The 22,277-nt window shown below is 62.9% G+C and carries 15 protein-coding genes; 13 read left to right on the top strand and 2 right to left on the bottom strand.

Going from position 1 to position 22,277, the window contains the following annotated elements:
• Window positions 1–943 precede the first annotated feature (943 nt).
• A complete protein-coding gene (locus tag CJ177_RS41280) occupies window positions 944–1,669 on the top strand; it encodes an IclR family transcriptional regulator (RefSeq protein ID WP_095870433.1) in 726 nt (241 codons plus the stop codon).
• An 874-nt stretch (window positions 1,670–2,543) separates the two neighbouring features.
• Here the strand turns inward: CJ177_RS41280 and CJ177_RS41285 are convergent.
• Window positions 2,544–6,023 carry an indolepyruvate ferredoxin oxidoreductase family protein gene (locus CJ177_RS41285; RefSeq protein ID WP_257014932.1) on the bottom strand — a complete coding sequence of 1,160 codons (3,480 nt, stop codon included), beginning with the start codon at window positions 6,021–6,023 and terminating at the stop codon, window positions 2,544–2,546.
• 223 nt (window positions 6,024–6,246) lie between these two features.
• On the opposite strand from CJ177_RS41285, the gene CJ177_RS41290 reads away from it, so the two are divergent.
• The 4 genes from CJ177_RS41290 (at window position 6,247) to CJ177_RS41305 (ending at window position 11,274) form a co-directional block, all read left to right on the top strand.
• Complete coding sequence (locus CJ177_RS41290) at window positions 6,247–7,383, top strand: CdaR family transcriptional regulator (RefSeq protein WP_095870435.1); 1,137 nt, start codon at window positions 6,247–6,249, stop codon at window positions 7,381–7,383.
• Window positions 7,384–7,593: 210 nt separating this feature from the next.
• A complete protein-coding gene (locus tag CJ177_RS41295; protein WP_095870436.1) occupies window positions 7,594–8,571 on the top strand; it encodes a 2-hydroxyacid dehydrogenase in 978 nt (325 codons plus the stop codon).
• 126 nt (window positions 8,572–8,697) lie between these two features.
• Complete coding sequence (locus tag CJ177_RS41300) at window positions 8,698–9,843, top strand: mandelate racemase/muconate lactonizing enzyme family protein (RefSeq protein ID WP_179443406.1); 1,146 nt, start codon at window positions 8,698–8,700, stop codon at window positions 9,841–9,843.
• A 552-nt stretch (window positions 9,844–10,395) separates the two neighbouring features.
• Window positions 10,396–11,274, top strand: a complete 879-nt coding sequence (locus tag CJ177_RS41305) for a CoA ester lyase (RefSeq protein ID WP_179443407.1) — start codon at window positions 10,396–10,398, stop codon at window positions 11,272–11,274.
• Between the two features lie 1,112 nt (window positions 11,275–12,386).
• Here CJ177_RS41305 and CJ177_RS41310 read toward each other — a convergent pair.
• Entirely contained in the window at window positions 12,387–12,662 is a 276-nt protein-coding gene (locus CJ177_RS41310) for a hypothetical protein (protein WP_143548790.1), read from the bottom strand.
• A gap of 1,137 nt (window positions 12,663–13,799) precedes the next feature.
• Between CJ177_RS41310 and CJ177_RS41315 the strand changes: the two genes are divergently transcribed.
• The 8 genes from CJ177_RS41315 to CJ177_RS41345 all read left to right on the top strand — a co-directional run bounded on the left by CJ177_RS41315 (window position 13,800) and on the right by CJ177_RS41345 (window position 21,783).
• Complete coding sequence (locus tag CJ177_RS41315) at window positions 13,800–14,930, top strand: MaoC family dehydratase N-terminal domain-containing protein (RefSeq protein WP_095870440.1); 1,131 nt, start codon at window positions 13,800–13,802, stop codon at window positions 14,928–14,930.
• A 584-nt stretch (window positions 14,931–15,514) separates the two neighbouring features.
• Window positions 15,515–16,330, top strand: a complete 816-nt coding sequence (locus tag CJ177_RS41320) for an enoyl-CoA hydratase/isomerase family protein (protein WP_218835180.1) — start codon at window positions 15,515–15,517, stop codon at window positions 16,328–16,330.
• On the top strand, window positions 16,327–17,043 hold the full coding sequence (locus CJ177_RS41325; RefSeq protein ID WP_095870442.1) for an enoyl-CoA hydratase/isomerase family protein: 717 nt from the start codon (window positions 16,327–16,329) through the stop codon (window positions 17,041–17,043). Before CJ177_RS41320 ends, CJ177_RS41325 begins: the two co-directional genes overlap by 4 nt.
• Before the next feature lie 45 nt (window positions 17,044–17,088).
• Window positions 17,089–17,253, top strand: a complete 165-nt coding sequence (locus CJ177_RS47750; protein WP_179443408.1) for a hypothetical protein — start codon at window positions 17,089–17,091, stop codon at window positions 17,251–17,253.
• Window positions 17,246–18,430, top strand: a complete 1,185-nt coding sequence (locus CJ177_RS41330; protein ID WP_095870443.1) for a thiolase family protein — start codon at window positions 17,246–17,248, stop codon at window positions 18,428–18,430. The genes CJ177_RS47750 and CJ177_RS41330 overlap by 8 nt, the downstream gene beginning before the upstream one ends.
• A complete protein-coding gene (locus tag CJ177_RS41335) occupies window positions 18,427–19,947 on the top strand; it encodes a 3-hydroxyacyl-CoA dehydrogenase NAD-binding domain-containing protein (protein ID WP_218835181.1) in 1,521 nt (506 codons plus the stop codon). Before CJ177_RS41330 ends, CJ177_RS41335 begins: the two co-directional genes overlap by 4 nt.
• Window positions 19,948–19,962: 15 nt before the next feature.
• On the top strand, window positions 19,963–20,781 hold the full coding sequence (locus CJ177_RS41340) for an enoyl-CoA hydratase/isomerase family protein (protein ID WP_095870444.1): 819 nt from the start codon (window positions 19,963–19,965) through the stop codon (window positions 20,779–20,781).
• A 210-nt stretch (window positions 20,782–20,991) separates the two neighbouring features.
• Complete coding sequence (locus CJ177_RS41345) at window positions 20,992–21,783, top strand: enoyl-CoA hydratase/isomerase family protein (RefSeq protein ID WP_179443409.1); 792 nt, start codon at window positions 20,992–20,994, stop codon at window positions 21,781–21,783.
• Window positions 21,784–22,277 lie beyond the last annotated feature (494 nt).

A 22,277-nucleotide genomic window follows, 5' to 3' on the forward strand; every position in this document is an offset into this window, starting at 1 on the left:
GCAAGCGGGTGGGCGACGGTGATCTGGAAACGGTGACGTTTCGATCACCTTCGACCCGCGCACCACCCTGTTGAGGTTGAGCCGTGCGGATGCCAACTCCGGCGGCTCCGTCAACTGTTCGTTCGAGGCTACGGTTCTAACCGACGCCTTCCGGTCCGCGGGTGGGACAGAGGCGCCCGTGTTATCCCGCACCCAGCAGAACTCATGCAGTCGTTGCCGGCTTGCTCGACGGTGAGATCGGCGGACAAGGTGCGCCACCAGCATCAGTGGAATGGCTCCCGCTCCCCCCTTGCGGTCTATCCGGCTCGCGTGGGCAAAGTGCGATCGAAACGCCCGTCGTGTTTGGCGACGCTGGCGGTCACCGGCCGGTGTCGTGATGGCAGACGGTGGCCGTCCGATCGAGCCGCCAGGTTCGGGTAATCCTGCAGCCGACGCGGACGAGGCCGTCGACCAGATGCGCGTGGTTCATGGGCAGTGCCAGGCCCCCGACCCGGCGCCCCGAATTGGCATGATCCGACGACGACTACCCGTTCCCGGCCCTGGGTCGGCGACGCGGCGACGTGGACCGGGCGGCTCCGCAGCTGCGTTGCCGCACCCCATCCCCACGAGGCAGGCGAAATCCCGTCGCTGCCACCAGGTGCCCAGATGGGTGCTTCCCGCGCCCCGGACACAAGAGTCTCCCGAAGACTACACGCCGCCACCGCGCCGCGAGCAAGATGCGTCAACGCCACCGGACTGGGCCTCAAAGGTCTCCGAACAAGCCTCTGCGCAGCGGGTTTCTCGGCAAACGAGCCCTGCCGTGGGCGGTTTGACACGTGTGCGACACGCCTGCATACAGCGACTTTGTGTTCCTAAATACGCACGCTTGACCCAGCGGCTGTACAGTTGCCGTGCACTTCGAACTGACACCTTTAGCGGGCGAATCCAAGCATGGAGGCAGTGAATGATCCGGCACCACCGCACAGTGGATCGCATAGCCGCGATTCTGGAGACCGTCTCGAGAAGCAAAAACGGAATGCAACTGGCCGACTTGGCGCGGGCGCTCGACAGCCCCAAGAGCTCGATCAATGGCCTCCTCCACGGTTTGGTGGCCGTTGGGTATCTCACTGAAGTACCCAACGGTTACATAATTGGCCCCGGTCTGGAGGGAATCGTTCGGTCTCCGGATCTCTCCGTGCTGACCAAACTGGCCCGAAGCCACCTTGAATCGCTGTCCGCTCAGACCGGTGAAACTGTCGTCCTTGGGACCGCAGTCGGCACCAGCGTCACGTACGTCGACCAAGTCCCTTCCGACGAGCCCATCCGGTACGTGCCGACGCTCTTCGAACGCCGGCCGATGGTTAACACGAGCATGGGCAAGGTATTCCTTGCAGAGTCCGCGTCGCGTAACGGGCGCACAGTTGAGGTCGAAGCATCCGCGGGCGATCCCGACACGTTGCGAGCCGAACTGGAGGAAGTAAGAAGGACTGGGATCGGACACAATCGAGGTGAGTCGGTTGTCGGGGTGTATGGCGTTGCCCATGGCATCCGAGACAGGAACGGCAAGCTGGTCGCGGCAATCAGTGTTACCGGGCCTGAGGCTCGGGTGCTGCCTCGCCTTGAAGAATTTGCCGCGTTGGTTCGTCAGACGGCCCAGGAGATCGGCAGCCGCTACGGCGCTCGCCGCTAGTGTCTTGCCCACTAGTTTGCTGGTAATGCCAGACATGACTTCGAGGGATACGCAGGTGGTAGCACTCGTGCTAGCCAATGACGGGCGTGCCGAGTTTGATTCGTGGGCGCGTCGCCGAACGAGCGCGGCAGGCCTGTCGAAGCGATCGGGGATCGTGGGCCGCCGCCGAGGTGGACCCAACGCGAAAATCGTCGTGCGGCTGGGACTAGATGGATGGATGGATGGTACGCGGTATCGGGCCCCGTTTCTAGGACTGCGCTGAGTTTGGTCAGCTCGACGAGCCGCGTCCGGGTCGCCCGCAGAGGGTGGATGATTCTCGATCGAGGAGATGATCCCGGCAACCTTGAAAGTGCCCGGTCTGATACCACGCGCTGGTCGACACCGTCGATGGGCGAGCACCTCGAGAAGATGAGCATTGCCTGGCGACTTCAGTGGTGGCACTGAGAAATTCGCCGCCACCGAGTTTCTGAAGTGCCTGCGCAAAGATCGATTCCTCGGCACCCGGGGAGGTCACGGCTACGGCGTGACGGTGGGCATGTCTCCTTCCTCCCGGTCGGGGTTGGTGACTGTGTCGCCAACCCGAAGATGGACAACGGCCTCCACAAGTAGGTGCCGGCGGTCGAGCGTTGGCTAGCGGCCCCCGCTCACGGTCCACTTCACACCAACGAGTTCGTCCTGGCTGAACCTCGTCGAGCAGTTGCCGAACGGACGGCGAGGAAGTTGCAGCGTTCCACGTGTCGATCTGCTCGCGGCCTGAAGAAGGGACATCCGCGAATAGACCGACACGTGAAACGACGACCCCCGACCATTCGTCTGGGTCAAGGCCGCCAACATGCTCGACGCGATCGGGAATTACTGCGACCGAATTGACGGCTCAGGAAACTAAGTCTTCAGTGTTCACGATCACCGGAGGCAGCTTCTCGACGAGTGCGGCGAGGCGATCGCGATAGATTTCCGCGTTGGCGAGCTTGATGTCCTCGTACCCCCTCACCAGATCTGGCAGGGCAGCCATCTCGTTCACCAGCGCCATGCCACTCGTGTCGGTGACCGCATCCATCGCGGCCTCCATCGCCCTGACGTACTCATCGATGAGCCGCCGTTCTATGACTCTGACCTTGGCATAGCCAAACGGGTCGAGGGCGGTCCCCCGGACTCCCCGCATCATGTAGAGCAGCGTCAGCACGATACGGAAGGACGGGCCGAGACTCAGCTTTCGCTTGAGCCCGAGAGCCCTCAGTAGCGGTGGGTGCAACCGGAAGCGGTATGTGACGTCGTCGCCGTACGTCTGTTTCAGCTCTCGGATGAGAGCCGGATCGAGACTGAGGCGAGCGACCTCGTACTCGTCTTTGTACGCCATCAGCTTGTGCAGGTTACGTGCGAATGACTGTGTAACATCTTCGGACGCTGCGTGAGTCATTTCCCAGTCACGTACCTCCTCGACGTGCTCCGCGTATTTGCGAGCGTATGCCGGTCGCTGGTATTTGATCAGTTCATCCACGCGCCTCAGGACGATCTGTGCGAGCTCCGAATTGGGTTCGCACTTGACGAGTGCTGCAATGCCCTGTGCGACCGGAGAGGTGGCCGGGGTCGGCTGCGACTGCGGTTTCAGGTCAGCAGCCGGTTGCTGACCGCCGGCCACGTGCTGGCGTCCGGCCCGGAAGGCCAGGAGGTTCGCCGAGACTGCGACTCCGTTCCGTTCGATAGCCTCTTCGATGCGCTCGACGGTGATGGGCAACGCGCCTGACTGCGTTGCGACGCCCAGCATGAAGATGTTTGAGCCGTCGTCGCTCCCGAGCAAGGCCTGAGAGAGCTCCCGAGCATCGACAAACCAGGATCCTTCAGATCTCGTTGTGTTCTCGATCGCGGCGGTGAGCGTATCCAGCTCTGGGAAGTTGACGTTCGGATCCGTCACCATGGATCCGGTCGGCACTTTGGACGTGGAGATGATCGCACGCGTGCGACCGCGGCTGGCAACGGAGAGGTTCGTCGCGTTCGCGGACACGAGCAGATCGCATCCCAAGTACACATCGCATTCGTCCGGGCCGATCTTGTTTGCCTCGAGGAACGGCGTGGCCGAAATCCTAATGTCCGAGATGACAGCGCCGCCCTTCTGCGCCATGCCGAACTGGTCGAGGCCCCGGACATGCATACCCGACAGGTCAGCTGCGGTGGCAACGATCTTGGCCGTGGTCAAGATGCCCGTGCCTCCGATCCCGAGCATGCGGATGTTGAACACGTCCTCAATGGTTGCGGTCTCGGGCACTGCGAGATCCGTCACCGGACCACCGGTTGACCGGATTGGCGCAGGGACCTTCCCGGGAGTCACGGTAAGGAACGACGGGCAGTCCCCGTCCAGGCACGAGAGATCCTTGTTGCAGGATGCTTGGTGGATCTGGGTCTTTCTCCCGAACTCCGTGTCCACCGGCTGTACCGAAAGACAGTTGGACTTCGCACCACAGTCTCCACACCCTTCGCAGACGCGCTCGTTGATGTGAACCCGGTCGGTGGGTTCGGTCACCAGGCCGCGCTTGCGTTTGCGCCGGAGTTCGGTGGCGCACTCCTGGTCGTGGATCAGGACGGTGACTCCCGCAATTCGAGCGAGTTCCTCTTGTGTCTCGATCAGCCGGTCGCGGTGGCGTACTTGGACCTCACGCGGTAGGCGCGCGCGACGGTACTTCTTTATGTCGTCGGTCGTGATCACGATCTTGGCGACGCCCTCGGCACGTAGCGATGAGACCACGTCCACCACGGACATCTTCCCGATCGGCTGTTGTCCCCCGGTCATGGCGACCGCGTTGTTGTACAAGATTTTGTACGTGATGTTTGTGCCCGCTGCCACTGAGGCGCGAATGGCGAGACTGCCGGAGTGGTGAAAGGTGCCGTCTCCCAGGTTCTGAATCAGGTGCTGCCGGCGTACGAAGGGCGCCATCCCGATCCACGGCGCGCCCTCGCCGCCCATCTGGCTCAGACCAGTGATGTCTCCGACTCGACTTTCCGGCATCAGCATCGCCAAAGCCGAGCAACCGATTCCGCCGCCCACGAGGGAACCTTCGGGGACCACGGTGGATCGGTTGTGAGGACACCCAGAACAGAAATAGGGGGTGCGATCCATCACGGGAGTCAGTGACAACCTGATGGGTAGGGCGTCGTTCGTTCCACCCGCTATCTGAGACGAGTCGGCATTCTTGCCGCGCGGTGCGATCCGGGACGCAACCGCCTGTGCGATGGTGCCGGGCGGAAGATCGGAAAACGGGCGCAGGAAGGGTGTGCCGTCCGGCTTCTTCTTGCCGAACACTGCGGGTGCGTTGACGGTGCCGTAGAGCATGGCTTTGAGCTCGGTCTCGATGAAGGGGCGCTTCTCCTCGATGACGAGGACCTCGTCGAGACCTTCGGTGAACTCTGAGATCACGGTCGGTTCCAGAGGGAAGACCATCCCCAACTTCAGCAACCGGATTCCGTGGTCCGCCAGCGTCTGGGGGGTGATCCCGAGCTCTCTGAGTGCTTGCTGAACGTCGAGGTATGTGCTTCCGGCTGTAATGATCCCGAGTTTGGCATCAGAACTGCCTTCGACCACGTTGAGGGCATTCGCCTTTGCGTAGCGTCGAGCAAGCTCGAGCCTTGTCGTCACCATGCTCTCCTCCATCGCCGTGATGGCCGGCTGCATGAAGGTGGCGGAAGGTCGGTGCTCGTATGGGACGCCGGCAACGATGTTGCTCGGAATGATCGGAACTACGGGGGTGACGGATCGATCCGTCGTGGCTCCGTCCACGACGTTGGTGGCAAGCTTCATGGCCGTCCACAGTCCGCAGAATCTCGACATCGCGATGCCGTGCAGGCCGAACTCGAGGATCTCTGCGGCGTCACACGGTGCGAGCACCGGCATGCATATCTCGGCGAGGGCCATTTCGGAGCTGCTCGGGGTCGACGACGATTTTGCTGTCGAGTCGTCGCCGATAAGCGCCAGCACTCCACCGGACGGGGAGGAACCCCCCAGGTTGGCGTGGCGGAAGGCGTCTGTTGCTCGGTCCAGCCCAGGGGCCTTTCCGTACCAGATGCCCACCACACCGTCGTACAGCGCATCGTCCATCAGCGATACCAACTGTGAGCCCTGGACGGCGTTGACCGCGAGTTCCTCGTTCACGCCCGGACGAAACACCACCGCTGTTTCGGCGAGGAACTCCTTTTGCCTGCTCAGCTCGAGGTCGAGGCCCGCTAGCGGTGATCCCTCGTAGCCGGAGATGAGCATCGCTGTGTTCCGGCCTTGCTCGTTGTCGAGTCGTCGCTGCTCGACGAGCAGTCGTATCAAAGCCCCGATTCCGGAAAGGGGCGGACGCCGTTCGAGGACAAGGTCCACCGGCGATGGTCTTGAGGTGGTGCTGGACGACATAAAGTGTTCTCGCTCCCGGGTCGCTTGGCCACGTATTCGCGGGGGACCTGCTTTCGGCAAACCTCAGCCGTGCGTAGCATCGTGGTGAAGTCACCATAATCCCGAGTACTCCCCTAGGTCTCCGGCATGTTCCCGGAGTTTTGAGGGCAATCGAGTCACTGATTTGGTGAAAATCCCCAAAGGAGGTCGAGTGGACGACTGGACTCCGGTAGTCAGGCTGTGCGACCGCGTGCATGCACGATTCCAGGCGCTGTGCCGACGCTCCCTCGATCGGATTCGACTGGAGCTCCCTGGCTACGCAGTAGTGCCTCCCGGTGATCACCTGGCGGTGGTCAACGAGCAATTGCGGCGGCGGGTTGTTGCCATCTCCCAGCATCGCCGGCTCGACGCGGAAGACCTGTCGATGGTCGAGGAGCTGGCCAAACTTCGGGCGCGCCAGGGCGTGACTCTCGACATCCTGGTGGCCGGGTTCCACATCGGGGAGCGGGAACTGTGGCGTTCTCTATGCGACCAGGCCCAGGACGCTGCTCCGTTGCTGCCGGACGTGGCTGGTCTCATGCTCGAGTCCCTGCACGATCTCACGAGTGTGATCGCCGAGGCCCATACGGACGAGCTCCGCGGATTGCAGAGTCACCGCATCACCCTGTCGCAGCGGCTACTTGAACTGCTCGACACCAAGGGTGGCGCAGACGAGGCTCGGCGAATCGCCGAGACGATCGGCTTCGACCCACGGGAGGAATACGTCGCCGTCGTCTGGCGCTCGAACGAGCAACGGCAATTTCTCTCGGGTGCAGCCCAACGAGAGATGGAGCAACATGCCAAAGTTCTTGCCCTCGCCTACCAGGACGTTGATGTCCACTTCGTGGGCCAGTTCGTAGATCTGCCGAGATTGACTTCCGCCATCAGACGGCACCTTCCCCATGGCCGGATCGGAGTCGGTCTCTCGCGGGGCTCGCTCTCCGGGGCGGCGTCGAGTCTCGCAGAGGCGCGATTGGCACTATCGGTCGCAACTCCAGACGACGTGGCGGCCTTCTCGGACGTCTGGTTCGAAGCATGCGTACTTTCCAGGATCGACCTGATTGAGCCCCTCGTCAGGGATGCACTCGCGATTGCCCGAGGCAACCCGCAGCTTGTACAAACGGTCTGGACCTACTCCGAGATGGGGATGTCGATTGCGGCAACAGCACGCAGCATGCATCTGCATGCCAACACGGTGACCTATCGACTCGAGCGGTGGGCTGAGCTGACCGGCTGGAACCCACGCACGTTCGGCGGATTAGCCCGCTCGGTTTCCGTATACAGACTCCTGTCAGAGTCGTTGGGCTGAGCCGGATCCGACAACTTCGGAACAATCTCACGAAGACCGCTCCACTGCGTACCGCGGAAGCATTTCCGGTGCGGCCAGACACCGTTGACGGAGGTCAAAGCGTTCTGTAATGTGTCCACGTGTGCGGTTATATGCACAGTGGCGGTTCTGCGGCGGTCCCCCAGCAGTGCGCCGTACGTCGCGCCCTTCCTCACACACAAAGGCTGTGCAGTGAAAATTTGTATTGTCGGCGACTACCTGAGTAGGTACCGAGAGCGCATCCAAACGCTCTTTCCCACGGATGAAGTCATCTGGGCGCACACTGCCGAGGACGACATCGCGCGGGATGCACTCGAAGATCTCGACGTATTCGTCGGCCCGGTATTCACGCCCGAGATGGCTCAGCGCGCACGCCGTCTGCGTCTAGTTCAAGTGCCCGGAGCCGGTACCGATGGCATCGCCATCGATGCCCTGCCGCCCTCCGCACTGTGCGCGAACGTGTATCGACACGAATCCTCCGTCGCCGAATATGTGCTGGGTGCGGCGATCGCGCTCCGGCGAAGATTCCAGGATCAGGATCGTAATTTACGCCAGGACATCTGGGACACGGCGACCTACGACCCATCTGTTGCCTACGGCAGGACACTGCTCTCCGCAGAGGTCGGTTTCGTTGGGTACGGACATATCGGGGCCGCAACGTGGACTCTTCTCGAGGCCGTCGGCGTGCGCGGTGGCCGTGCAGTCTCGCGATCGGGCGAATCGGCCGAAGGCCGAGTGAGCTCATTGAAATGGCTCGGAACCCAGTCAGACATCGATCGACTTTTCGATGAGTCCGACCTGGTGGTCGTCTCGGCGCCTCTCAGTGCAGAGACGACCGGATTGATCGGTGCCGAACAGTTCGACCTCCTCGGAGAAGACGGCATCATCATCAATGTGGGCCGAGCCGGCCTCATTCAGGAAGAACCACTATTCAACGCATTGCAGAGTGGCACCATTGCGGGCGCCGCGGTCGATGTTTGGTATTCGTATCCTGAGGATGGATCTGGGCGGCCGAGCTCATATCCTTTCAAAGATCTGACAAATATTCTGATGACACCTCATTCGGCGGCGTTGACTGACGAGACGTACAGTGCGCGGCTTGACGACATTGCCATCAACATCGAGCGGTCTCGTATGGGCCTTGATCCCATCAACCTTGTGACGTCCTGATACACAGTCACTCGTGTCGATGCCGTCGAGTTCGCATCCATTGTTTCGCAGCGGATGGTCGTGTTCACGCGTTCCAGGCGAACGACCGGAAGTCCAGCGGGGCAGTAACTTATGAAAGGACTGCACGTGTCCAAGATAGCGGCGATTTCCACTCAATTGGTCCCCATCCCGCTCGAGTCTCCTCTGACTCCCCTGGGCGGAAATCTGAAATTTCGGACCGTGTACAACGTCGTCGTCCACGTGGACACGACAGACGGCATCCGGGGATCTTCGTACGTCTGGCTGCCAGGGACCGACAATGCCCCCATCGAACTCCCCCATGAAGCTGCCATCGTGGCCGAGGCAGTGCACGGCTTCGCGGACGCCGTAGTAGGCGAGTCTGTCTTTAACTATGAGCGCTTGTGGGCGATCAAGACTGCCCGCAGGGTACTGCCGGGCAACGGGATTGTGTCTTTTGCGCACTCCGCTCTGGATATGGCCTTGTGGGATGCTGCGTGCAAGACACTGGGACTTCCACTATTTCGCCTACTCGGAGCGCACAAGGAAGAGGTTGACGTCTACTCCAACGATCTTCTGGACTATTGGAACTCTCCCACAGAGGATCTGGTCGGCAAGGCAAAGGAACTGGTCTCGGAGGGGTTCACATCGTTGAAGTTGCCTGGTGGACTGCATCCGATGGAGTCTGCCGACTGGGACATTCGACGGCTGGAAGCGGTTCGCACCGAGGTCGGATCGAGCGTCGAACTGATGCTCGACGTGGGCAATCGCTGGAGCTTTGATCAATTCGCGCGCTTTGCTTCACGGATCGATGAGGTGGGCCTGCGCTGGATCGAAGACCCTGTTCCGTTGAACGAGCCGGAACTACTCCTTCGAGTGCGGAGATTGCTGCGCACACCCATCGCGACGGGAGAAAATAGCTTCGACATCAACGAACTCCACTCGCTCGCACACTCGGGCGCCGTCGACGTCTTGATCTTCGAGCCCATGCGAATCGGCGGTGTCACCGGAAGTCAGAAACTGGCGGCGATCTGCGAGGGAATAGGCGTCCCCATTGCGCCTCACACGTACCCAGAACTCGCTTCCCACTTGGTCGCGGGAAAGCCATCGGGCTTGGTATGTGAGTGGCTGGCATGGTGGCAGCCAATGCTTGCCGGCACGATGGCGATCACGAAAGGCAGGACCATCCCCTCCAGCGCGCCCGGGATTGGACTGACATTCGACGAGTCCTTTCTTTCACAATTCCCTACCCGCATCAGTTCCGGTCCCCAGTAATTTCCGCGCAGCACCCAGGAGGAGCGATTTGCCCGTGTCCACGCCGGGCGTGCAGGAATCTTCGGGTTACTGCGAGTTTCGTGGTGACGCGCCGGCTGTAGTTTGCGAGCGCAGGAGGCTGCGACCGCTTTGGGTGATCCTTCCAAGATCGGGGAGCGCACAACTCCGACGCTGAGTGTGGGCGCCAACTTCGTCGACTGCCACAACCCCTTCCACCGGCAACCGGCAACCGGCAACCGGCAACCGAGGTTAACGACAGGTAGACCTGCTGCCCCCGCACCAGCCGCCCAAGCTGGCGCTACTGGGGTCGATTTTTCACGTATCGGATGGCGGCCGCTCGACATCCGGTTGAATCGCCGCTAGACGCTGTCTCGACTGAAATGCCTTGTTGGAACGGGTTAGAAACTAGCGATGAGCATGTTCTTTCATCCACAGGGCATGCTACAATACGATCACTCGTGCGATAATCTGCACGATCAACGGTCTCTCCTGCTCCGCACCATCAGAGGTGCGATGTCGCTGCGGCGAGGCCCACAGAAAGGAATAAACACGATGGACAGTTCCATTGGGTCGCTAATGGTTGTCGCAGCAAGCGACCGTGCTGCTCTGCTGGAAGGTTTCGCAGGTCATGCCGGCTCGGTCTTTTGCGACCTCGAGGACACCGTTTCGGAGCAGGCGAAGGCCGGTGCCCGGGATTTGGTGGTCGAGATGCTCGCTGCCGGCGAATTCACGGGTGCGTACATGATCCGCCTGAACGCGCGAGCGACGGAGCACTGGAAGCATGATCTGGAGAAGATCATTCCGGCGAAGCCCGCCTACGTTGTGATTCCGAAGATCGTGTGTGCACAGGATCTCGTCGATGCCGAGGCGGACATTGCCCAGGCGGAGTCCGCTGCCGGAATTCCGGTAGGTACAACGAAGCTGGTCATCCTGATCGAGACGGCCGCAGCCGTTCTCCGGGTCGATTCGATCTGCGCCGCGTCTGAACGCCTGCACGCACTGCTGTTTGGGGCCGAAGACTACATCGGTGAGCTGGGGGTCAATGCCACCGTCGGCGGTGCGGAGGTCGCCTACGCGCGTGGCGCCATTGCCTGCGCAGCCAAGGCGTACGGCCTCGTTTCGATCGACCGGGCCTGGCTCTCCGTCGACGACGACGAAGGTTTCTACGCAGATGGCATGACCGGGCGAATCATGGGGTTTGACGGCCGATTTGTGGTGAACGAGAAGCAGGCAGAGGTCGCCAACAACTTCTATGCGCCGACAGAATTCGAGGTCGAGAAGTCGCGGGCGCTGTTGGCCACCCTAGAGGATTCACTCTCTCGCGGGGCTGCGGTCGGCGTATCCGGCGGAACCTTCGTGGACCTCGCGTCCATCCGTCGCGCGAAGACCATCCTCGCGCGGTGGGAAGCCCTCAATGCGGATGCAGATTGATCCTGACTGAGGCTTCCTCCGAGTGAATTTTTCACCAGGTCCACTACCCTGCTCGTGCCACGTGGGCAGTTGGACCTGCCAGTGGCTGCGGCATTCCCGGGGCTGCTTGTGGAGGAGCGCGGTGCGTCCGGCGGCGATCAGGGGTGACCGCTGCCGGACGGATCGCTCCATTCATGGGTTGAGTTTCTCCACGGGCCAATAACAGTGGCCAAGGACGCAATCACCATCGCGCCGAGAACCGTGGGACCACGGCCACAAACGCTGAGGCTGAGCCAGTGGTCCTGAGCAGGGCTCTGGAGATGCGGGGATGGCACCGCCACCCGGCTCAGAGCGAAACGTCGACGCTATCGGCTGGTATCGATCGACAGGCCACCGCCACGGCCACGGCAGCACCCGATTGTTCGTCACGCATCAGAGGCACGCAGGCGCGAACCTTTCTCCGCATCATCTTCACCGTCTGCCACATCGCCCGACCTGGTGCACCCTAGAACGTTCACTGTTGAGCCCGCCCGGCGGGCACCCGAATCCACGCCGTCCGCATGTAGCGTCCTCCGCCCAGCCGTCCTGCGCTATCGTGCGGCTCGACTGGGTGCGCCACACACCGCCTTTCGTTGAACTAACTTATGTGCATTCCACGAGTGACTCGAATTGGACGACAGTTTCCTACGCCGATGGGCTTCCTACGGTGCCGCCGGCACCGGGGACTCGTCATAGTCGGCATACGACCGCAGTGGTCTGACCCTGCTCTACGCCCGCGATCCGGAGGCCAGCGGCCCCTGGAGACTGCGCGTCATCAAAGCAACCCTCAGCGGTGACTGTCTCGGGGCGTGGCAGAAACCATTGCCGGGGCAGTATCCAGCACGCTCTGTGCCACGCCGAGGAGGACCTTGGCGGGGGTGAGCAATCAATCGCACTTTCTCGAACTACCTGCGGCAATGCCCTTACGGCGTCGGTGCACCCGCGGGTGAATCGGAACCCCCGAGGCACAAAGGACAGCGGCCTGCTCGCCGCTCCCCACGGACTTTTCGGAGCTTGCCGGCTGCGACGACAAATCATCACCTGGACGACGAGGCTGCCAAATCAACAACCCCGGCCTGTGTGTTCGTGAATTGTTAGCCGAAACAGACCAGACCGCAGACCACGCCCAGCGCGAGCACCGACGCACCTGCACAGATGAACCAGGCCCAGGTCGCGACCTGACACCACTGCGGGCCTCCAGCATCCCGGGGAGGGTGCTTCGATCCCACCTCCCCTGAGGCACGCACCCTCGCCTGCGGGCTGCGTCGGGCTAACGCGTCTGCCCGGACCGCCACACCGAATGACGCCATCACCACCAGCAACGCCACCAACAGCATGGCCACCAAAACAGGTAGAGCCGTTCCGGGCATGTCGATTCCTTCCACATCAGCGCGGCCACCGCAAATCTCGCCACGCCGGATCTGAACACCGGGGACCTCACCCACGACCGCGGAAGAAGTTCCTCGCAACCGTCATCGACGCACCGAAACACTTCGTGATGAGCAGTTGCCCACCGCGGTCATGTCTGCCCATCTCATAGCCCCGGAACAGGGAACCTCACGACGGCGACGACGACCATTCCTATTACCGCTCCCGCGTACGCCACTGTGACAGTGAGTCCTTCGGACCGCGCACGCAGGAGAGAGTTTTTCAGGTTCTTTCGGATTCGTGCCATGACAACTCTTCTCGATGCAATCGATAGTCTCGCCCGATTTGCGGCGCACACAGACGCATGCACCCGACCCGAGGGGCCTGCAAACACTTGCTGCGGGGCAGGGCCGTCTGTGCCGACAGTTCCCTATTCACTTGGGGTTTGAACGGAGAAGTCGGTCGCTCACGCACGCACTTGCTGGTGAAACCGGGCAAGGAAGACGGTAGAGCGCCACAGAGACCCATTCCGCATATGTGATTCAGAACACATCAAATATTGGGTGTCGCTCTCGGGAAATCCAACGCCCTCAGTGCGGACGTGCGACGGACCGAGATGCAGATGACACGGCGCCAAGACCGCGGCCGCCAAGCCCCCAGCCGTATGGCGCCGGAGCAGCTCAGCGCCCATCCCCCACCACCTCCGATCGTGCCACCAACAGGCGGCCGTTCCCGCTGCGGATAGGCTTTTGCGTCCGCTCACGTGCCACTCGCCCCGCCTCATTACGCCATTCCAGCCGTCCGGTTGGCCCGGATGCGTACGGCGTCAATGAACGTGCGACCTCCCCGACACTTTCGAGCGCATGCCATTGGCGCATCTCGGCATCTGTCTCGTTTCCATTCTTGGACAGTTTGTTTCGTCGAATTTGAACGTCTCTATCTCTGCACAGACCGGCCGTAGCGGTGTGGCGTGGAGCGTGTTCCCGCAGCCTCGATGTCGCGTCCGTTTCGCTGGACGGTCTGCCACACCACTTTTCTTGACACGGGATGCACACTCTGCAACAGTGCAGCTATAAGCACGCGCGGACTTATATACGCACACTCCATTACGATGGCCGATCGCAGTCAAGGGGCGACATATGACCGAGGTAGTTATGCAGGGCGAACGAGAGTTCGCCTCTGTGACCGACAATCAGCTGGCGGAGCTTCGCTCTATGATCGGCAAACCGATCCGAAGCGACCGTCCACATGTCACAGAGTTGACCGTCGATGCGGTACGGCACTACGCGCTCGGCATTGGTGACCGCAACCCGCTCTGGAGTGATCCGGAGCGTGCAGCCGAGGGGCGCATTGGGGTGCCCCCAACCGCCCTGCTGGCCATGGACAAGGTTTTCAGCGGCTATGTGACGGGTCTGCCCGGCATTCATGCCATGTACGCGGGAACATCCTTCTCCTTCGAACGCAAGCCCGTCGTCGGTGACCGGCTCACCGGTTCGGCGGTACTTAAGGAGCTCATCGAGCGCCCCAGCAAGTTCGCGGGCCGGTCCTGGCAGCAGATCTACGAGGTGCCCTTCCACGACGAAGCGGGCGCGCTCGTGTGCACCGGCCAGTCCTACTGCTTCCGGATCGAACGCGACAACGCCCGCGAGGGAAAGAAGTACGAGGATATTCGGGTCGAATGGACCACGGATCAGATCGCCGAGATCGCCCAGCGGTACCGAGACGAAGAGGCGCGGCGACGAGGCACAGTAACGCGCTACGTCGAGGATGTGGAAGCTGGTGATGCGCTTCCGCCCATCACCAAGGGGCCCTACACTGCAACGACCGCCATCGCGTATCTCCTGGGCTGGGGCGGGCTGTACGTACGCGGGCACGGAGACGCTTTCGATCTCTTCGAGCGCCACCCCGCCCTCGGTATCCCGAACGAGTTGGGCGTCCCCGAGCCGCCGGAGCGTGTTCACTGGGACGCCGACCTCGCTCGTCGCGTTGGCGTGCCCGGCGCCTATGACTATGGCCCGGAACGTGTCTCGTGGATGGGCCAGGTCGTCACCGACTGGATGGGCGATGACGGTTTCCTCAAGACATTGGACGTCCAGGTCCGCCGGCACAATGTCCTCGGTGAACTCGTCACGTGCGACGGCTCCGTCTCACGTGTCGATCCGGCTACCGGCGAAATCGATATCGTTCTGAACGCGATCAACCAGGACGGATTCGAGTCGGCGCGCGGCACAGCGACGGTGGTGCTACCGAATCGCGTGACAGAGCAGTGAGCCACGGAGCGTCTGGCCTGATCCAATGCAGACCCAGTAAGAGCCTCCATGGCAGAACCTGTGACCAGCCGGGTGATCGAGTCGGGGTCATGATGGAACCGTCACGGCAGTTCTACCGGCGATGTTCGGCGTGATCGAGCGCAGTGCCGTTCCAGAGCCGCTGTACACCCGTCCAGGCCAGACGCTCAGCGCGAAAGCATTGACCATTGCGGAACAACCCTCCTTATAGGTGGTGAGTTCGTTTGGGATGCGACGTCAGTGACCGAAGCGACGTCGACCCCCACGACGGGGTGTACTCGTCGAACCTGCAGTCCTGCTCCCTGACTCCCGGACTCCCGGACTCCCGGACTCCCGGACTCCCGGATCCACCGAGTGGAACGACGTCATCGTTCTGCAGTCGGAGGTCGCCGAAGGCTTGGAAGTAAAGCTCCAGGAGCACGTACGAGGCACCCCGAGTGCGCATGAGTATTCACGACTTCTCGAGTTGGTGACCTCCCTGCCGAAGACTTCACACGGCAAGGTCGCCGGCGAGAGCCTCAGAAAGGCAGCCGAAAATGGCGTCACCTCGCTATGAGGACACCCCGGTGACTATCGAGGTGCCGCCGCCACGGGCATCTGTCGACCTGGTGACCGTTCGTGACCAGGGCCGGATCCGTCTCGTCACTCTCGATGATGCCGAATCCCGGAATGCGCTCAGTCGCCGAATGCTTCAGAGTGTGGTCGATGCGCTGGGCACTGCCACCCGCGACGACGTCCCTGCGGTCGTGCTCAGCGGAGCCCGTGGGACCTTCGCTTCCGGTGCGGACCTGCGTGAGCTCGATGGTGCCACCCCCGGCTCGTACCTGGCTCAGCGACGTGCAGAGCTGTGGGACCAGATCGCCGAGTTTCCGAATCTGATCGTCGCCGCGGTACAGGGCTATGCCCTCGGAGGAGGGTGCGAGTTGGCCCTGACGTGCGATGCAATTGTCGCCGGCGACCGCACCATGTTCGGTCAGCCCGAGGTCCGGATCGGAGCGGTCCCCGGCGCCGGTGGCAGTCAACGCTGGCCTCGGGCCGCAGGGCGTTTCCACGCGGCCCCGCTGGTTCTGGGCGGCGTGAGAATCGACGCCCGCGAAGCGCTACAGATGGGGGTAGTCGACCGCGTTGTTCCGGAGCGGCGAGTGGTAGCTGCAGCGGTAGACCTCGCGAATGAACTACTCGACGGTGTCTCCCTGAACGCGCAGCGCAAGGCCAAGCAACTTCTGCGTTTATCCGAAGAGGCGACGCTCTCCGACGGGCTGGTATCGGAACGGCAGGAGTTCGCAAGCCTGATCGACACGCCCGATCTACACGAAGGCATCGCCGCGGTCCTGGAGAAGCGACCGGCACACTTCCCCATCACCAAGTCTGGAGCATCATGAGCGAACTCGTAGTGCAGTGCGATGACGACATCATGACTCTCACCTTGAACCGGCCGCTGGACGGGAACCGGATCACCCCTGAGCTGGCTTCCGACCTCGGCGGTGCCCTGCGCAGCGCAACGAAAATGAAGGTTCGCTGCATCATCCTCGCCGGCGAAGGGGACTCACTCTGCGAGGGCGACAGCCACGGCCTGGACCTGACCGCCGGTAGCGAAACAGCCGCACGCGAGCTGGGCGCCTGGCTGCGCACGGTCGCGGATCCTCTCGTCGATCTAATGCACACGATCGACGTTCCGACCGTGACGGCCGTCAAAGGTCCCGTCCTGGGAATTGGGCTTGCCCTCACGCTCGCGTCCACAATCACGATCGCCGACCCCCGAGCGGTCCTCGGGACTGGTGAGTGGCCATCCGGCGTCGTCGGCCACGGGATCCCCCTTCTACTCGGAAGCATTCCCCCCGCCGAACGCGCGGCCATGTTGATACTGGACCGGAAGATGACGGCCACTCGAGCCCGAGAGCTGGGATTGATCTGCGACCTGGCCCCTGCCGGACATCTCGACTCCACGGTCCGGGGGGTCGCGCTCGAGATCGCGAGCCGCACACCTGCAGCGAACGGTGTTCTACTCCGGGCCGTGCGAGACGCCCACAACCTCACCCGCAAGGACTCCTTCCGCTACGGCAGCTACCTGGCGGAAAGTGCTGTGGTGTCGTGACGTCCCATGAAATGCCTGAAACACACACGCGAGCAAGGAATGTCCATGAACAAGCTCCTCACTAACCACGACGGGAATCCGCCGGCACGCCTCGCGTCGATTACCCAAGATTCGCATGCGCTGTCAGCTCAGCTGGCGGGCAAACCCGGTGGAGCTCTCACCGGGGTTGACAAGAACCAGTTCGAATCGGCGGAGGTCGACGATGTCTAGTTTCCAGAACGTGTACCTGTGCGCACCTGTCCGGACGCCACACGGCCGCTACGGCGGCGCGCTGAGTGAGTCGTCGGCGGTCGACCTGGGCGTGTTGGTTGCGCGAGAGGCACTCACGCGTGCCCACCTCGCGCCGAACCTCGTCGACGAAGCAGTCGTTTCGCACTGTAGGCAGGCGGGGAACGGACCAAACCCTGCCCGGCAGGTGACCCTGTTGGCAGGGCTACCGGAAGCGGTTCCCGCGCAGACCATCAACATGGCCTGCGGCTCGGGTCTGAAGGCAATTGAGCTAGCCGCACTGAGCGTCGAAGCGGGCGGCACGGACGTTGCCCTCGTAGTGGGAATGGAGCACATGAGTTCGATGCCCTACCTCGCCTCGAGTTCGCTGCGCTGGCAGGGGCAGCGGCGTGGCGACATCGTGTTGGTGGACAGCTGGAAGGACAGCGCCACCGACCCGGTGTGCGGGCTCAGCATGCTCGAAACCGCCGAACGGGTGGCAGCCGAGTTCGGCATCAGCCGGTCCGAGCAGGACGCGTGGGCGCTCACCAGCCACCGGCGGGCGACGACGGCATGGGAGACGGGTGTCTTCGACGCGGAAGTGTGTCCGGTGACAATGTCCCATGGTGTCGTGCGCCGCGACGAGACGATCCGCTTCGATGCCAGTAGCGACTCTCTCGCGTCCATCCGCCCGGCGACCGGAGCAGGTGGCACGGTGACCGCGGGAAACGCCAGTCAGATGGCCGATGGCGCCGCGGCACTGATCATCGCCTCTGCCGCTGCAGTCGAGCAGTACGGACTCGAGCCGATGGGCCGCCTACTCTCCTTTGCCGCAGTGGGCGTCGATCCGACGCTGATGGGAATCGGCCCCACCGTGGCCATTCCCCGCGCCATGAAAGAGGCCGGGGCCTGCGTCGACGACATTGAACTCCTGGAGATCAACGAAGCATTCGCAAGCCAGGTAGTCCAGAACCTACGCGCCCTCGAGCTGGACGGAGACCGCGTCAACATCAACGGCGGCGGCATCGCACTGGGACATCCCACAGGACAGAGCGGTTGTCGGCTCACCGGGACGCTGCTCCACTCGCTGCGCCGGCGTGGTGGCGGCCTCGGCGTCGCCAGCCTGTGCGTCGGCGGCGGCCAAGGAGTGGCAGCTGTGGTCGAGAGTATCGCGTCGTGACCGCCGGGAAGAGTGACCTCAAGGTGGTCGTGGTCGGGCTGGGCACCATGGGGCGGGGAATCGCTCAAGTCTTCGCCGAAGCCGACGCCGATGTCGCGGTGGTCGAAACCATGGACGCGAACATGGACTTGTTGCAACAGGAACTGCAGGCGTCCGGCCTGAGAACGCACGTCGTTCGAGCCAGTCTCGCGGAGGCACTGATCGACGCGGATCTGGTGATCGAAGCAATCGACGAAAACATGGAATCCAAACAAGCGCTGCTCACCCAGATCAGCGCGCACGGCACGCCGTCACTGGTCGTGGCCAGCAACACCTCGTCGTTGTCGATCGCCGAGCTGGGACGGGCATACGGACACCCCAGCCAGGTCGTCGGACTACACTTCTTCAACCCCCCGGTCAGAATGCCTCTGGTGGAGGTGGTTCGAGGTCCCCAGACCTCCGCGAAGACCCTGGACGCGGTCACCACCTGGATACAGCAGGCCGGCAAACACGCCGTGCAGTGCACCGACTCCACTAACTTCATCGTGAACCGGATCTGCCGTCCCTTCTACTACGAGGCCCAGCTCCTGCTGACTCAGGGGGCCGAACCGGGCGCCATCGACCTCGTCGCCAGGCGCTGCCTCGGCCACCGGGTCGGCCCGCTCGAAACACTCGACCACAGCGGACTGCACACGCACCTACGATCGTCCGAGACGGCCGAACGGGAACTGGGAGACCGGTATCGGCCCATCCCGGTCGTTCGCCGACTCGTGCGCGCGGGATTCACCGGCAAGCAGGCGGGCCGCGGCTTCTACGACTACGCCGTTGAACAACCGCGTGCCGCACGGGAACGACTACTGCAGCACGCGGTCGGGTCGCGGCGTCCGTTGGCAGTGGTGGGCCCGGCGAGCACCCGGTACGCCGGCACCGGATATGCACCGGTAGACCCGGACATCGCCGATCTCATCGTCTACGTCTGCGGCGCACGGTCAACGGACGACGACGTCCGTGCCGTGCGCTCGCTGAGCGCGTCACCCATCGACCTCGTGGTCGACTCCGCCGACGGCCGCTGGCTCCACGATCTTCCCGCCGGCGTCGGCTGGGTCCACGCCCATGTCGACGACAGCTCAGTGTTCGTGGAGGTCGTGGACGATGCCCTTGCCGCGGTACCGATCACCACAGGGACACACGCACTGCTCGAGGCAGTCGGTGCCGACTGGATCCGGGTTCCGGCCCTGCCCGGCCTGATCGCCGAACGACTCCAACACATCCTGGTCAACGAAGCAGTCACCCTGGTGGAAGAGGGTGTCGCCGCGGAATCCGACGTAGACCTGGCACTCAAGCTGGGAATGAATCATTCCCGCGGCGCATTCGAGTACCTGGCAGATACCGGCGCATCCGCGGTCGTGGCCAGTCTCGTCTCGATGCAAGAGGGCTTCGGCGATACCCGTTACCGTCCGGTCGCGCGGTTACTGCGCTTGGGTGCCAGTGACTCCAGGCCGGCTCAGTCCGCGCTTTCACCCACATCGATCCGCTGAGGAGAGGACATCACGATGTACAACTACGACCTGCCCGACAGTGTGAAGGTGTTGGAGGACGGGCCCATTCGGACGGTGCTCCTCAATCGACCTGATCAGCTGAACGCAACCAACGACGAAATGCTCGTCGCCCTCGAGCGAATCTGGGCACAGCTCGCGGCCGACCCCGGTGCACGGGTGGTGGTGCTCACCGGGGAAGGGCGCGGATTCAGCGCAGGTGGTGATCTAGAAGGCCAACTTGCCCTGGAGGACATGACACGCGGCGAGGTAGACGAGTGGGCATGGCGCCAGCTCGAGGTCGCCCGGCGCACCGTCCTCGAAATGCTGGCATTTCCGCTACCGGTCATCGCCGCGGTCAACGGTCCCGCGGTCGGGGTCGGGATGAGTCTCGCCCTGGGCTGCGACATCGTCCTCGCATCCGACCGGGCGTACTTCTCCGATCCACATATCGCGATCGGACTCGTACCCGGGGACGGTGCCGGGGCGTTGATGCCACTGCACACCAGCTTGCTACGTGCCAAGGAGTTCCTCTTCACCGGTGACCGGATCGCGGCGACCCAGGCCGTCGAGATAGGAATCGCCAACAGAGTCGTGCCCCACGAGCGGCTCCGAGACGAGGCGACCGATCTTGCAATGCGAATGGCGCGGCTGTCCAAAACCGCACTTCAGGGCACCAAACGCACTCTCAATGCCTACGCGATCAACGCCATGGGAGCGTCCCTGGACGTCGGGGTGATGTCCGAGCGCGCGACGATCGGATCGCCTGAGCACCTCGACAGCGTCCGAGCCACACTCCACCGAATCCGGCGGCAGGAAACCGCTCATAAGCCCTGACCTGCGATGTGCTCCCGGCCGTGCCCGCACGGCTGATCCCTGGCCGGCCCGGGCCCGTCTCACGCCGCGATCCGGGCACCGAACGACGTAGCAAACGTGCCCGCGACAACCGGGCGAGAAATTTCCGTTCCTCCGTGCCCCATGGTTGTGCACGTACCCGAACATGACCGAACCGCGCCGTACGCGGATGAGATGCAAAGGAGAGCTGTTGTGACCGTTCCATTCGATAACGGTTCCGTGCGGATGGCCAGGGTAGGCCCCGTCGCCACCATCACGATCGATCGACAAACACACTTGAACGCGCTCAATGACCAAGTCGTTCAGGGGTTATCGACCGCAGCGGATATCGCGGCCGCGGACCCCGACGTTCGAGCACTCGTTGTTACCGGAGCCGGCGACAACTTCTGCGCCGGAGCCGACATCGGATCTGTCAGCCAGTGGAACGATGAAGCCACCGCGCGCAGGGGTATCACGACAGTCCTCGAAGGGCTCCGCGCTTTCGCCCGGATTCCCAAACCTGTCGTGGCTGCTGTCGAGGGATACGCGTTCGGGGGAGGCATGGAACTTGCCCTGTGGTGTGACATTCGAGTCGCCTCCGAGGACGCCCGGTTGGGGATGCCCGAGGTGAAGATCGGACTCTTCCCGGGTGCCGGCGGCTCGCAGCTGCTGCCCCGGTTGGCCGGCCGTTCCGTGGCGCTGGAACTGATGCTCCTGGGGCGGCCGATCACCGGCCGACGGGCCTTCGACCTGGGCCTGGCAGCCGAAGTGGTCCCCCGGGGGCAGGCATTGGCCGCGGCGACGCGAATGGCGGGCGCTCTCGCCGAACTTGCGCCACTCGCACTCGGGATGATCAAGAAAACACAAGACGCCGCCTGGTACCCGTTCGACGAAGCACTCAAACATGAAACACGGCTCAACGCAGAGCTTTTCGCCACCGACGATCGCCGAGAAGGAATGGCCGCCTTCCTCGACAAGAGAGCTCCTCGCTGGCAAGGCACATGACCGTTTCGGCCGCGCCGGGACACCCCCCCGGTCACCGGCCGGATGGTAGGGCCGGGCGGTGGGGCCGGGCGGTGGCCCCGACGAGACGTGTCCCTCGCCGGGGCTACCTCGGGGCTCCCCCTGTCACAACGGGATCGAGACGCCGAGTCTCGCCACGGCCGGGCACACAACGGCGAAACGCGGACCGTCGGTTCTGGGCGCGGTACACACTCGTCCAATGGGTCCCGATCCACGGAGTCCGGACGGCGTGGCCAGATCGAGCTGGTGCCCGCCGATCTCGGTCCGCACCTACCGGGGCGTTACGGCACCTATCACTGGTTGACACAGTCGCCGCCACGCTCCTATCGTACATAATAAAGGACGCATATTCTTATATGCGCACACCGTGTTCGGCTTCAGCGGACGACGACCGCTGCTCGCAGCAGCCTCTGTCGTCGCCGTTCCGCGCGCCGAACCCCTCATAAGGAGCATTGATGGCGAGCTCAGTCCGTTGG

Source organism: Rhodococcus sp. ACPA1, from assembly GCF_002300195.1.
Classification (GTDB): Bacteria; Actinomycetota; Actinomycetes; order Mycobacteriales; family Mycobacteriaceae; genus Rhodococcus_F; species Rhodococcus_F opacus.